The organism is Microbacterium maritypicum, from assembly GCF_041529975.1.
GTDB lineage: Bacteria > Actinomycetota > Actinomycetes > Actinomycetales > Microbacteriaceae > Microbacterium.
In genome coordinates, this window is sequence record NZ_CP168030.1 from 459736 (window position 1) to 473300 (window position 13565).

General features: G+C 68.6%; 14 protein-coding genes. 11 read left to right on the top strand and 3 right to left on the bottom strand.

Annotated features, from left to right (window positions below; translation table 11 throughout):
- Position 1 precedes the first annotated feature (1 nt).
- The 6 genes from ACCO44_RS02220 (at position 2) to ACCO44_RS02245 (ending at position 6763) form a co-directional block, all read left to right on the top strand.
- Positions 2-826, top strand: coding sequence for an ABC transporter ATP-binding protein (locus tag ACCO44_RS02220; protein ID WP_029261471.1), 825 nt, complete (start codon positions 2-4; stop codon positions 824-826).
- On the top strand, positions 823-1629 hold the full coding sequence (locus tag ACCO44_RS02225) for an ABC transporter ATP-binding protein (protein WP_372468126.1): 807 nt from the start codon (positions 823-825) through the stop codon (positions 1627-1629). The genes ACCO44_RS02220 and ACCO44_RS02225 overlap by 4 nt, the downstream gene beginning before the upstream one ends.
- Positions 1626-2714, top strand: coding sequence for an ABC transporter permease (locus ACCO44_RS02230; RefSeq protein WP_029261473.1), 1089 nt, complete (start codon positions 1626-1628; stop codon positions 2712-2714). The genes ACCO44_RS02225 and ACCO44_RS02230 overlap by 4 nt, the downstream gene beginning before the upstream one ends.
- Before the next feature lies 1 nt (position 2715).
- Complete coding sequence (locus tag ACCO44_RS02235) at positions 2716-3843, top strand: ABC transporter permease (RefSeq protein WP_372468129.1); 1128 nt, start codon at positions 2716-2718, stop codon at positions 3841-3843.
- Positions 3843-6089, top strand: a complete 2247-nt coding sequence (locus ACCO44_RS02240; protein WP_372468131.1) for a glycoside hydrolase family 3 N-terminal domain-containing protein — start codon at positions 3843-3845, stop codon at positions 6087-6089. Before ACCO44_RS02235 ends, ACCO44_RS02240 begins: the two co-directional genes overlap by 1 nt.
- Positions 6090-6184: 95 nt before the next feature.
- A complete protein-coding gene (locus ACCO44_RS02245; RefSeq protein ID WP_372468133.1) occupies positions 6185-6763 on the top strand; it encodes a hypothetical protein in 579 nt (192 codons plus the stop codon).
- A gap of 134 nt (positions 6764-6897) precedes the next feature.
- On the opposite strand, the gene soxR is transcribed toward ACCO44_RS02245, so the two are convergent.
- Positions 6898-7347, bottom strand: a complete 450-nt coding sequence (gene soxR / locus ACCO44_RS02250) for a redox-sensitive transcriptional activator SoxR (protein WP_262002869.1) — start codon at positions 7345-7347, stop codon at positions 6898-6900.
- A 120-nt stretch (positions 7348-7467) separates the two neighbouring features.
- Here soxR and fdxA point away from each other — a divergent pair, with 120 nt between their 5' ends.
- From fdxA to ACCO44_RS02270, 4 genes are read left to right on the top strand one after another with little or no spacing between them, the layout of a single operon-like run.
- Positions 7468-7794, top strand: a complete 327-nt coding sequence (fdxA, locus tag ACCO44_RS02255) for a ferredoxin (RefSeq protein WP_372469438.1) — start codon at positions 7468-7470, stop codon at positions 7792-7794.
- On the top strand, positions 7791-9149 hold the full coding sequence (locus ACCO44_RS02260; RefSeq protein WP_262002867.1) for an FAD-dependent oxidoreductase: 1359 nt from the start codon (positions 7791-7793) through the stop codon (positions 9147-9149). The genes fdxA and ACCO44_RS02260 overlap by 4 nt, the downstream gene beginning before the upstream one ends.
- Complete coding sequence (locus tag ACCO44_RS02265) at positions 9146-9655, top strand: flavin reductase family protein (RefSeq protein ID WP_262002864.1); 510 nt, start codon at positions 9146-9148, stop codon at positions 9653-9655. Before ACCO44_RS02260 ends, ACCO44_RS02265 begins: the two co-directional genes overlap by 4 nt.
- 22 nt (positions 9656-9677) lie before the next feature.
- Complete coding sequence (locus ACCO44_RS02270; RefSeq protein WP_372468135.1) at positions 9678-10307, top strand: superoxide dismutase; 630 nt, start codon at positions 9678-9680, stop codon at positions 10305-10307.
- A 16-nt stretch (positions 10308-10323) separates the two neighbouring features.
- Here ACCO44_RS02270 and ACCO44_RS02275 read toward each other — a convergent pair whose 3' ends face one another.
- Entirely contained in the window at positions 10324-10611 is a 288-nt protein-coding gene (locus ACCO44_RS02275) for a metal-sensitive transcriptional regulator (RefSeq protein ID WP_029263059.1), read from the bottom strand.
- A 260-nt stretch (positions 10612-10871) separates the two neighbouring features.
- Between ACCO44_RS02275 and ACCO44_RS02280 the strand changes: the two genes are divergently transcribed.
- Positions 10872-12518: an FAD-dependent oxidoreductase gene (locus tag ACCO44_RS02280; RefSeq protein WP_372468136.1), complete on the top strand. Its 1647-nt coding sequence runs from the start codon at positions 10872-10874 to the stop codon at positions 12516-12518.
- Here ACCO44_RS02280 and ACCO44_RS02285 read toward each other — a convergent pair.
- Positions 12515-13522 carry a LacI family DNA-binding transcriptional regulator gene (locus ACCO44_RS02285; protein WP_262002859.1) on the bottom strand — a complete coding sequence of 336 codons (1008 nt, stop codon included), beginning with the start codon at positions 13520-13522 and terminating at the stop codon, positions 12515-12517. The two genes, ACCO44_RS02280 and ACCO44_RS02285, sit on opposite strands and share 4 nt — an antisense overlap.
- Positions 13523-13565 lie beyond the last annotated feature (43 nt).

Below are 13565 nucleotides of genomic sequence, written 5' to 3' on the forward strand. Positions count from 1 at the left end.
CATGCCAGACCCCCTGCTCAGCGTGCGCGACTTCTCGGTCGTGTACGACGTCGATCCGCCCGTCGAGGCGGTGAAGAACGTGACCCTCGAACTGCAGCGCGGCGAGATCCTCGGTCTCGCCGGTGAGAGCGGATGCGGCAAGACCACGCTCGCCTACGGAGTGCAGCGCCTGCTGCGCGCGCCCGCCGTCATCACCAGCGGCAGCGTCACCTTCCACGATGCGACCGGCGTCGACATCGACATCAATGCGCTCGACGTCGATGCCATGCAGCGGTTCCGCTGGGACAAGGTGTCGATGGTGTTCCAGGGGGCGATGAACGCGCTGAACCCGGTCGCGACCATCGGCTCGCAGCTGGAGGACGTGTTCGAGATCCACCGCCCCGACATGAACCGCAAGCAGCGCCGGGCCGAGGCCGAGGAGCTGCTCGAGATCGTGAAGGTCGGCCGCCAGCGCATCCGCTCCTTCCCCCACGAGCTGTCCGGCGGCATGCGTCAGCGCGTGATGATCGCGATGGCCCTCGCCCTGCGGCCCCAGCTCATGGTGATGGACGAGCCGACCACCGCGCTCGACGTGCTGGTGCAGCGGGAGATCCTGAAGCAGATCTCGCAGCTGCGGCACGAGTTCGGCTTCTCGGTGATCTTCATCACCCACGACCTCCCGCTGCTTCTCGAGATCAGCGACCGGATCGCGATCATGCGCGAGGGCGAGATCATCGAGCTCGCCACCGCCGAGCGCATCTGGACGCAGCCCGAGCACGAGTACACGAAGACGCTGCTGTCGTCGTTTCCCCGGTTGACCGGGGAGAGAGGGGTGCTGGTGCGATGACCACCCTCGAATTCCGCAACGTCACGAAGGCGTACAACGTCCGCGGCGCGGGCCAGATCAAGGCGCTCGATGACGTGAGCTTCACCCTCACCTCGGGCCAGACGATCGGCCTGGTCGGCCAGTCCGGCAGCGGCAAGTCCACGATCGCGAAGATCCTCACCCAGCTCGAGACCCCGACCAGCGGCGAGGTGCTGCTCGACGGAAAGGCCATCCCCCGACGCGGCAAGGGGCTCCGGAAATACCGGCAGCAGCTGCGCATGGTGTTCCAGGACCCGTTCGCCTCCCTCAACCCGTACCACTCGATCCGGTACCACCTGGAGCGCCCGATCCGCCTCGACGACGTCGTGCCGAAGAAGGAGACGGAGGACGAAGTGCGCCGACTCCTCGACCGCGTGCGGCTGGATGCGGATGCCGTGATCGACCGCCGCCCGCACGAGCTCTCCGGCGGACAGCGGCAGCGCGTGGCGATCGCCCGCGCCCTCGCCTCCCGCCCCTCGCTCCTGGTCGCCGACGAGCCCGTCTCGATGCTCGACGTCTCCATCCGGCTCGGTGTGCTGAACCTGCTCGCCGACCTGCAGCGCGAGGAGGGACTCGGCGTGCTCTACATCACGCACGACCTGGCGACCGCCCGCCACTTCAGCGACGAGATCATGGTGCTCAACCAGGGCCGCGTCGTGGAGTACGGCGCCGCCGACGACGTGATCCTCAACCCGCAGGACCCGTACACGCGCGAACTGCGATCGGCTTCCCCCGACCCGGACAAGTTCTTCGCACAGGCAGCATCGACCGGAGGCGCACTGTGAGCACCGCGTTCCCCCAGCTCGACGACGACGACCTCGTCGCGCGCGACGCCCTCGAGGTCGGCACCACCGCGACCACGGCCGAGCGCGGAAGCCGCAAGGTCCCGTGGCGCTTCTTCGCCGGACGCGCGGGCTTCTACCTGTTCACCCTGTGGGCGGCCATCACGATCAACTTCTTCCTGCCGCGCCTCATGAAGGGCGACGCGGTCAGCTCCTACCTCGCGCGCAACCGCAGCGTGAGCCCCGAGGCCGAGGAAGCGCTGCGCATCCTGCTCGGCATCGACACCGACAAGTCGATCTGGCAGCAGTACATCGAGTACTGGGGGATGCTGCTGCGTGGCGACCTCGGCATCTCGACGCTGCACGGCCTGCGCCCGGTCGCCGAGGTGCTCGCCGCGGCCCTGCCGTGGACGCTGGGACTCGTCGGCATCGCGACGATCATCTCGTTCACGATCGGCACGGTCGCGGGTGCGATCGTGGGGTGGAAGCGCGGCAGCAGGCTCGACGCGATCATCCCCGTCACGACGTTCTTCAACACCATCCCGTACTTCTGGCTCGGGCTCATCGCGATCGCGATCTTCTCGTCGACCCTGAAGTGGTTCCCCTCCTCGCACGCCTACGACAAGGGGCAGTCCCCGGAGTGGAGCTTCGACTTCATCGGCCAGGTGATCATGCACGGCACTCTGCCGGCGCTGACCATCGTGGTCGCGTCGCTCGGCGGCTGGGTGCTCGGCATGCGCAACATGATGCTGACCGTGCTCGACGACGACTACATCACGGTCGCGCAGGCGAAGGGCATGCCCAACAAGCGGGTGCTCTGGGGTTATGCCGCCCGCAACGCGGTGCTGCCGCAGATCCAGAGCTTCGCGCTGTCGATCGGCTTCATCGTCGGCGGCACGATCGTGATGGAGATGGTGTTCAGCTATCCGGGTGTCGGCAAGCTGCTGCTCGATGCGACCAACGCCAAGGACTTCGCCCTCATGCAGGGCGTGTTCCTCGTGATCACGCTGTCGGTGCTCGTGGCCAACATCCTCGCGGATGTCGTCTACGCCTACCTCGACCCGCGCACGCGCCAGATGGAGTCCTGACATGACCGTTCCCACCACCGCAGCGAGCACCGCGCCCGACGGATCGGCCGTCGTCTCCGGCATGCCCGAGACCGCGACCCTGCGCACCCCGCCGGCCGGCGCACCGCCGCGCAAGACGTTCTGGTCGCAGCTCGCCCAGGCGTTCGCGATGTTCCGCAATCCCAAGTCGATCGCCGGGCTCATCATCCTCGGGGTGTTCGTTCTCGTCGCGATCCTCGCCCCCTGGATCGCGCCCTACGGGCCGACCCAGAAGGACCGCACCGCGCTCCGCCAGCCGCCCTCGTGGGAGCACTGGCTGGGCACGACCCACATGGGGGAGGACGTGCTGAGCCAGATCATCTACGGCACCCGCGGCGTGATCGTCGTCGGCTTCCTCGCCGCGTTCATCGCCACGATCATCGCCATCACGATCGGTGTGATCGCCGGCTACGTGCGCGGTTGGAAGAGCGAGTCGCTCTCGGCGCTGACCAACGTGTTCCTGGTGATCCCCGGCATCCCGCTGATCATCATCATCGCGTCGCAGTTCGAGAACCCGCCGCTGATCGTGATCGCCGCGGTGCTCGGGCTCACCGGGTGGGCGTGGGGTGCGCGTGTGCTGCGCGCCCAGACGATGTCGCTGCGCAACCGCGACTTCATCCAAGCTGCCCGGGCCAACGGAGAGCCGCTGCGCCGGATCATCACCGTCGAGATGCTGCCGAACCTCATGGCGCTCATCGCCTCGAGCTTCGTCGGCACCGTGACGGCGGCCATCCTCGGTCTCACGACCCTGGCCTTCATCGGGGTGATCCCGGTGAGCAACCTCAACTGGGGCACCATCCTGTTCTGGGCGCAGCAGAACGGCGCGTTCCCGCGGTTGTGGTGGTGGTACGTGCCCGCCGGGCTGTGCATCGCCATCATCGGCGTCGCCCTCTCGCTGATCAACTTCGGCATCGACGAGTACGTCAACCCGCGCCTGCGCTCCGCGGGCGAGCGGGCCAGGGCGATGAAGAAGAAGGGGCTGAACGTGAACGACGCCGTCACGGCCGTCCGCAGCGTGCCCCTGCCGCCGAAGAGCCCCGATCCCGTAACGTCGGCGGCCTCGCCCGACACCTCCGACTCCTCGAAGACCTCGACCCAGAACACGAAGTGATGACCTCTCAGACCCTGACCACCGTTCTTCCCTACCAGGACCCCGCGCTCTCGATCCCCGAGCGCGTGGCCGACCTCCTCAGCCGGATGACGCTCGAGGAGAAGGTCGGGCAGATGCTGCAGCTCGACGCGCGCGACGACCTCGACGACCACATCGCCCGGCGGCACGCCGGCTCGATCCTGCACACCTCTCCCGAACGCATCCTGCAGGCCAACGAGCTGACGGCGCAGACCCGGCTCCGCATCCCGCTGCTCGTGGCGGAGGACTGCATCCACGGGCACTCGTTCTGGCCGGGAGCCACGATCTACCCGACCCAGCTGGGCATGGCCGCGTCATGGGACGCCGACCTGCTCGAGCGCGTCGCCCGCGCGACGGCCGAGGAGGTGGCGATCACCGGCATCCACTGGACCTTCTCGCCCGTGCTGTGCATCGCCCGCGACCTGCGCTGGGGTCGCATCAGCGAGACCTTCGGCGAAGACCCGTTCCTGATCGGCGAGCTGGCATCGGCGATGGTGCGCGGTTACCAGGGCGACGGCCTCGATGATCCCACCGCGATCCTCGCGACCGCCAAGCACTTCGCCGGATACTCCGAGACCCAGGGCGGGCGCGATGCGAGCGAGGCCGACATCTCGCGGCGCAAGCTGCGCTCCTGGTTCCTGCCGCCGTTCGAGCGCGTCGCCCGCGAGGGATGCCGCACGTTCATGCTCGGCTACCAGACCACCGACGGCGTGCCGATCACGACGAACGACTGGCTGCTCAGCGACGTGCTGCGTGGCGAGTGGGGGTACACGGGCACGCTCATCACCGACTGGGACAACGTCGGACGCATGGTGTGGGAGCAGCGGGTCCAACCCGACATCACGCATGCGGCCGCTGCGGCGGTGCGGGCCGGCAACGACATGATCATGACGACGCCCGCCTTCTTTGAGGGGGCGTTGGATGCCGTGGCCCGCGGGATGCTCGCCGAAGACGCCTTCGACGCCGCCGCCGCCCGCATCCTCACGCTCAAGTTCGAGCTCGGACTCTTCGAGAACCCGCGGTTGCCGGGGACCGAGCTGGATGCCGTGGTGGGCAGCGCCGCGCATGCCGAGCTGAACCTCGAGACGGCTCGCCGCTCGCTCGTGCTGCTCGAGAACGACGGGGTGCTGCCGCTCGACCCCGTGGCGCCGCTGAAGGTCGCGGTCACCGGGCCGCTCGCCGACGACGCGCAGACGCAGCTCGGCGACTGGGCCGGCGGCTCGGGTCAGGCCGGGTGGCTCGACGGACAGCCGCGCGAGATGATCACGACCGTGCTCGACGGTCTGCAGGCGATCGACGGCTGGACCGTCACCCACGCTCGCGGTGCCGACATCCTCACGCTCGAGGAAGACCCCAAGGGCCCGTTCTTCCCCGACAAGCAGCCGCGGCCGCCGGTGGTCAAGGCCTGCGATCCGGATGCGGAGCTGATCGCGGAAGCCGTGGCGGCGGCATCCGACTCCGACGTGGTCGTGGCGGTCGTGGGTGATCGGATCGAGCTCGTCGGCGAAGGCCGCTCGACCGCGACGCTCGAGCTGATCGGCGGGCAGAACGCGCTGATCGACGCCCTCATCGCGACCGGGAAGCCCGTCGTCATCGTGCTGCTCGCCTCGAAGCCGCTCGTGCTGCCCGCATCCGCGTCCCGGGCTGCCGCCGTGATCTGGGCGGCCAACCCGGGCATGCAGGGTGGCCGTGCGCTCGCCGAGGTCATCTCGGGAGCCGTCGAGCCGTCGGGCCGCCTGCCGATCTCGTTCGCCCGCCACGTGGGCCAGCAGCCGACGTACTACAACCAGATCCGCGGACAGCACGGCGACCGCTATGCCGACCTCACGCAGTCGCCCGCCTGGGCGTTCGGTGAGGGGCTGTCGTACACCACGGTGGAGTACTCCGACCTGGAGCTGGAAGCGACCTCCCTGGGGGAGTCCGACACGATCGTCGGCCATGTCACGGTGGCGAACACCGGCACGCGGCCGGTGCGCGAGACCGTGCAGGTGTACGTGCGCGACTCCGTCACGAGTGTCAGCTGGACCGACAAGGAGCTGAAGACCTACCGCCAGGTCGACATCGCTCCGGGGGAGTCCGACCGCGTGCGCGTGGAGCTTCCCGTGGCCGACTGCTCGATCGTGGACGCTGCCGGCAACCGCATCGTCGAGGAGGGCGCGTTCGAGCTGCTGGTGGGTCCGAGCTCGCGCGACGAGGTGCTCCTCTTCGCCGACTTCGAGGTGCGCTGACCCTCGCCGTGCTCGTCTCCTGGGGCCGCCCCGAAGGTGCAGCCCCGTTCCGGTATGCAGGCCGAGCGCGCGGCATCGACACCTAACCTTGGACGATGGACTCGCTCGTGCTGCAGGCGTGGGGAGATGAGTCCTTTCGGACAGCGGGTGTGGAGCGTCCTTCCTACCTTCTCGGCGCTGCGGTTGCAGATGTCTCGCGCAGCGAAGACATGCGCGCCGAGCTGCAGCGTCTTCCGCGCCGCGGGCCGAAGCTCCACTGGCGAAACCAGGACAGACGCGCCAGGGATGCATCGATCGCGACGATCGCGGATTTCGACGCGTACCACGTCATCGTCATAGCAGCGCCGGTTGATTCCCGTCGGCAAGAACGCGCTCGCGCGCTATGTCTTGAGAGGCTCGCATGGCAGCTCGACGGGCAGGGCGTGCAACTACTCACGCTCGAAGCGCGTCCGCTCCAGCTGATGCAAAGAGATCTCCGAACCGTCGACGCGTTGCGGGGCAAGCGGGCTCTCCCTGAGGGGCTTCGGATCGATCACGCGCAGCCCAGCGAAGAGCCGATGGTCTGGATTGCCGATCAGGTACTCGGTGCGCTGGGGGAGAAGATATCCGGCGGCAGGAGCGACTGGTTCGATGCCGTGAGCTCATCGACGACCATCGACCAGATCGAGCTCTAGACGCGCGAAAGCCGGGTCCCGTCCAGAGGGGCGGGGGTCCCGGCTTCTACTTCCCTACCCCCAGCGGGGGCGGGCTGCGACCATTCTACGTCTTTCACAGGTGTAGTGCTCCGTCGATCTACGAAGCCTGCTCCTCAGTCCTGCAGTCGCTGCGGGCCCACGCCCTGGGTCGCGAGGGCGTCGTCGGGGTTGAGCAGTCCGCACGCCTTCATCGACAGGCAGCCGCAGCCGATGCATCCGGTGAGTTCGCGTTCGAGGCGCTCGATGCCCTCGCGGCGCTTCTCGAGTTCGCGCTTCCAGCGTCGTGAGGCCCGTTGCCAGTCGGCGTGGCTCGGGGTCTCGGTGAGCGGCACGTCGGCGAAGGCCGTCTGCACGTCGGACAGCGGGATGCCGAGGCGCTTGGCGACCGTGATGAGCGAGACCCGCCGCAGCATGTGCCGGGCGTAGCGGCGCTGATTGCCGGGCGTGCGGGTCGAGGCGATGAGGCCGAGGGTCTCGTAGAAGTGCAGGGCGGAGGCGGCGACCCCGGTGCGTCGGGTCATCTCGCCGATCGTCAGCGGCTCGTCGGGTGCGTGCGGGCTCATCCGGATGCCTCTCCCTCGATTTGACCTCAAGTGTACTTGAGGTTTTACGGTTGTCCTGTGGCCCCGAAATGGGCCGATCTACCCGAACGAGGACAGCGTGACCCGAACGAAGACCCCGCGATGACCTATGTGATCGCTCTGCCGTGCGTCGATGTGAAGGACAAGGCCTGCATCGACGAGTGCCCCGTCGACTGCATCTACGAGGGGGAACGGTCGTTGTACATCCACCCCGACGAGTGCGTGGACTGCGGCGCCTGCGAACCGGTGTGCCCGGTCGAGGCCATCTACTACGAAGACGACCTGCCCGACGAATGGCAGGACTACTACAAGGCCAACGTCGAGTTCTTCGACGAGATCGGCTCGCCCGGAGGTGCCGCCAAGACGGGGATGCTCGCCTTCGACCACCCGATCATCGCCGCGCTCGCACCCCAGGGGCAACACGCATGACCGTCGCCGAACCGCGCATCGCCATCGTCGGAGCAGGGCCGGCCGGCATCTACGCCGCCGACATCCTCCTCGGACTCGCACCGACCGCGTCGATCGACCTGTTCGAGAAGCTTCCCGCGCCCTACGGTCTGGTCCGTTACGGCGTCGCCCCGGATCATCCGCGCATCCGCAAGATCACCGACGCCCTGCACGACGTGCTCGTGAACCCGCGCATCCGGCTGCTGTGCAACGTCGAGATCGGCGTCGACGTCGAGATCGAAGACCTCCGCGCGGCCTACGACGGGGTGATCGTGGCGACGGGAGCCGACCTGGATGTGCAGCTCGACATTCCCGGCATCCACCTGCCCGGCTCCTTCGGCGCGGCCGATTTCGTGTTCTGGTACGACGGGCATCCGGATGCTCCGCGCACCTGGCCCCTGGAGGCGGAGTCGGTCGCCGTCCTCGGAGCGGGCAACGTCGCCCTCGACGTGACGCGCATCCTCGCGAAGCACGCCTCCGCGCTGACCCACACCGACACTCCGGACACCGTGCTCGACCAGCTCGCCGCCAGCCCGCTGCGCGACGTGCACCTGTTCGCCCGGCGCGGTCCTGCCGACGTGCGGTTCTCGGCGATGGAGCTGCGCGAGCTGGCTGAGCAGGACGACGTCGACGTGATCGTCGACCCGGATGAGCTCGTCCTGGACGAGCACGCCGAGCGGATGGTCGCGCAGTTCTCCCAGCGCCGCATCATCGTGCGCACCATGACCGAGTGGGCCGCGCTCGACCCGGCGGGCCGCACGGCTTCACGCCGCATCCACCTGCACCTGCGACAGCGTCCCGTGCGCCTCCTCGGCACGGATCGCGTGACCGGCATCGAGATGGAGCGCACCGCATCCGACGAGCTGGGCCGGATGGTCGGTACCGGTGAGCTGCTGCGCTACGACGTCGGAGCCGTGTACCGGGCCGTGGGCTACCGTTCGACGCCCGTTCCCGGGATGCCGTTCGACGCCGATCTCGGAGTGGTTCCGCACGCCGAGGGACGCGTCGTGGATGCGGCGGGCGCACCGATCCCGCGGCTGTACGCGACCGGCTGGATCAAGCGCGGGCCGGTCGGGCTCATCGGCTCGACCAAGTCGGATGCCGCGCAGACCGTGCGTCACCTCGTCGACGACCTCGCCGACGCGGAGCCGATCGCGCCCGAGGGGGACCCGCTCGCCCACGTCGACCACGCCGTCGACCTGGACGGCTGGCTTCGCATCGATGCTGCCGAGCGCGGTGCCGGTGCGGAACGCGGACGGGAGCGGACGAAGGTCGTCGACCGCGCGGAGATGCTCGCGCACGCGAAACTGGAGCAGATGACGGAGGCCGTCCGATGACCATGACACCCGTATCCACCCCGGTCGGCGAAGGCCTCAAGGCCGCGTTCCGCACGCACCCGGCCGGCGTCGCGATCATCACGGCATCCACTCCGGAGGGTCCGGTCGGGCTCACGGCGTCGAGCGTGGCGTCCGTGGCGGTCGACCCCGCCGCGATCGTGTTCTCGGTCACGAGGGCCACAGGCTCGGCCGGTGCGATCCTGGGCGCTGACACGTTCGTCGTCCACCTCATCGACGATGAGCACTCCGACCTGGCGCAGAGCTTCGCCGTCAGCGGCTCCGAGCGCTTCACGCCTGAGCAGGGCTGGTCGGCGCTCGAGACCGGTGAGCCGCACCTCGCCGCGGCACGGGCCGCGCTGCGCTGCCGCACCCTGCAGACCGTGGCCGTCGGTTCGTCGACGGTCGTGATCGCCGAGGTCCTCGAAGTGCTCACCGGGCCGCAGGGCCGTCCGCTCGTCTACCTCGACCGCCGCTTCCACGCCCTCCCGCACGACCCCCACCACTGACCATCATCGAAAGGAAGACGCCATGTCCACTCTCTACACACTCCCCGAGCTGCCCTACGACTACTCGGCCCTCGAGCCGCACATCTCCGGCAAGATCATGGAGCTGCACCACTCCAAGCACCACCAGGCCTATGTGACCGGTGCGAACACCGCACTCGAGCAGCTCGCCACGGCGCGCAGCGCGGGCGACCTCGCGAACGTCAACAAGCTCGAGAAGGACCTCGCGTTCAACCTCGGCGGCCACATCAACCACTCGGTGTTCTGGCAGAACCTCTCGCCCGAGGGTGGCGGCGCTCCCGAGGGTGAGCTCGAGGCCGCGCTCGTCGACGCGTTCGGATCGATCGACGCCTTCCGCGCGCACTTCACCGCGACGGCACTCGGTGTGCAGGGGTCGGGCTGGGCCGTGCTCGCCTGGGACAGCGTGGGCGCTCGCCCCGTCATCTTCCAGCTGTTCGACCAGCAGGGCAACGCACCCCTCGGTGTCACGCCGCTGCTGCAGCTCGACGTCTGGGAGCACGCCTACTACCTCGACTACCTCAACGTGCGCGCCGACTACGTCAAGGCGTTCTGGAACCTCGTGAACTGGCCCGACGTGCAGCGCCGCTTCGAGGCAGCGCGCACGGCGACGAAGGGGCTCATCGTCGCCGACTGACCGGCGACGGCGCGGTTCACGCGAGAGTGAGGAAGAGTTTCTCGAGTTCGGCCATCGACACACCGTCCGTGTCGGTGGCCGTCTCCGTCTCCGACCCGGGGTCCGTCAGGCAGTCCTTCATGGCCGAGGCGATGATCTGGAATCCGGCTTTGTCGAGCGCCGAGGTGACGGCGGCGAGCTGCGTGACGACGGCTCGACAGTCACCTCCGTTCTCCACCGCCGCGATCACAGCCCCGAGCTGACCTTGCGCGCGCTTGAGGCGGTTGGCGATCTTGCGCTGGGTCTCGGCGTCTGCGGATGACATGTTCGCTCCCTGAGTGTCGACTGAACTGATCACTATACCCCCTGGGGTATAGTGATCCCTCGTATACCCATGGGGGTATCGGTGAGGAGTCGAGAAACGATGTGTCGAGCAGTCCGTTGCAAGACCTGTGGCAAGACGACCTGGGCGGGGTGCGGTCAGCACGTCGACGCCGTGCGCCGCACGGTGCCCGCGGCGCAGTGGTGTTCCGGGCACCCGAAGGAGCCGGCGCAGGGCGGATTCTTCTCGAGGATGTTCCAGCGATGACGTCGACCGAACCGCGTACCGTCGTCATCGTCGGCGGGGTCGCCGGGGGGATGTCCGCCGCCGCACGCCTGCGCCGGCTCGACGAGCACGCGCAGATCGTGATCTTCGAACGTGGGCCCGAGGTCTCGTACGCGAACTGCGGCCTGCCCTACTACGTCGGAGGTGTGATCGCCGATCGCGAATCGCTGCTGCTGCAGACACCCGTATCCCTGCGCAGCCGTTTCGGACTCGATGTGCGCGTGCGGCATGATGTCGTGCGGATCGACACCGCGCAGAAGCTCGTCGAGGTGGTGGATCTCGAGACGGGGCACCACCTCGTGCAGCGCTACGACGCATTGGTCCTCGCCACCGGGGCGAGGCCCCGGCGGGACGAGCCCGCCTCGGACATCCCCACACGCAGCCTGCGGACGGTCGAAGACGCGGATGCGATCGACGTCGCGCTCTCCCGCGCGGGCATTCCCGTCGTGGTCGTCGGCGGCGGATACACGGGCCTCGAGGCGGTCGAGAACCTCGTCGCGCGAGGCGCATCCGTGACGCTCGTCCAGCGCGGCCCTCAGCTGCTCGCCCCTCTCGACACGGAGATGGCCGCCCCCATCGCGGCCGAGATCCGTGCGCACGGCGTCGACGTGCGTCTCGGCGTGGAGGTCGTTCGAGCCGGTTCCGGAAGTGTCACGCTGAGCGACGGCGCCATCGTCCCCGCAGAGCTCGTCGTCGACGCCTCCGGGGTGGTGCCGGAGACCTCGCTCGCGGCCGACGCCGGAATCCTGCTCGGCGAGACCGGAGGGATCCGGGTCGATGCTTCCTGCCGCACCAGCGCTCCCGACGTCTACGCCGTGGGAGACGGAGTCGAGAAGCTCGACCTCGTCGGCGGAGACGCGGCACTGATCACCATGGCCGGTCTCGCGAACCGGCACGGGCGAATGGTGGCAGACCTCATCGCGGGGCGCGCGGAGTCGGCGCGACCCGCACTCGGCACCGGGATCGTCCGCGTGTTCGGGATCGTCGCAGCGAAGACGGGGTGGAGCGAACGGCAGCTTCGATCGGCGGGACGCGAGTTCTACGTCGTGCACGTGCACCCGGGATCCCACGCCGGCTACTACCCCGGAGCCGAGACCCTGTCGATGAAGATGCTCGCCGACCCGGACTCCGATGCCATCCTCGGTGTGCAGATCGTCGGACGCGACGGTGTCGACAAGCGCATCGACGTGGTGGCGACCGCCATGCAGGCCGGCATACCGGCCGCCGAGCTCGCGCATCTCGAACTCGCCTACGCGCCGCAGTTCGGCTCGGCGAAGGATGCGGTGAACATCCTCGGCTACGTCGCGGAGAACACTCGCACCGGAACGACTCCGACGGTCCAATGGCATGAACTCGAAGCCGCGCGGAGGGCGGGAGCGACGCTGATCGATGTCCGCGCGCCGTCGGAGTTCGCTGCCGGCGCGATCCCCGGTGCGATCAACATGCCGCTGGATGAGATCCGTGACCGGCTCGGCGAACTCCCCGGCGGTCCGATCGTGGTCCACTGCCAGGTGGGCCTGCGCGGGCACATCGCCACCAGACTGCTCCGGCAGCGCGGGGTCGACGCGCGCAACCTCGATGGAGGTTACCGGACCTGGAGCGATGGCGTGCAGGGTCGCGACTAGATCAGGCGGGCGGTGGTTCCGCGCACGTTCAGCTCGTACGGCAGTGCCGACGGGATGTGCACCTCGTCCGGGGTGGTGAGCTTCGCCAGCACCGCATCCGCGGCCCGCTCGCCCTGCCCGAGCGGGAACTGGTCGACGGTGGTCAGGCGGAAGAATTCGCCGAGCTCGTGCCCGTCGATGCCGACGATCGACAGCTCATCCGGCACGCTGAAACCCAGGTCGCGGGCCGCGAGCAGCGCCCCGATCGCCATCTCATCGGATGCCGCGAACACCGCCGTCGGTCGGGGGCCCGGCCGTCCGAGCAGCTGCTTCGCCGCGCGGTAGCCGCCCTCGACCGTGAAGTCCGCCGGCTCGAGGAAGGCGTGGTTCAGAGGGATCCCGGCCTTCGCCAGGGCCTTCTCGAACCCGAGGCGTCGGTTGGTGGGGATGTGAAAGTCGATGTCGAACTCGGGGTTGGCGCCGATGTGCGCGATGTCGGTGTGGCCGAGGCCGATCAGGTGCTCGGTGGCGAGCTGGGCGACCGCCACGTCGTCGACCGTGAGGGTGTCGAGCTTCGGGTTCGGGCCGCCGATCGCGATGACCGGCAGGCCGAGGTCGAGCAAATGCTGTGTCTCGTCGGCGTCGAGTTCGATCGACACCGCGATCACGGCATCCACACGCTGCCGACGCAGGAACGTGTCGAACACGTGCCGACGCACGTCCTTGTCGGCGGTGATGTTGTAGAGCGTGATGTCGTAACCGGCGCGCATCAGCGCGGCCGAGACGCCCGACAGCACCGTGCTGAAGAACCACCGGTCGAGGAACGGGACGACCACCCCGATGTTGCGGGTGCGCCCCGATGCGAGGCTCGACGCGCGCGAGGAGACGACGTAGCCGAGCGACTGCGCCGCGGCCTGCACCCGCTCCCTGGCGGACTCGGACACGTGGCCGCGGCCGCTGAGCGCGCGCGAGACGGTCGCGGTGGAGACCCCGGCGAGCCGGGCGACCTCATCGATGCTGGCCATGTGTTCCTCTGAGAAATCGTTCCGGTCGCGGCTCCCGTTATCT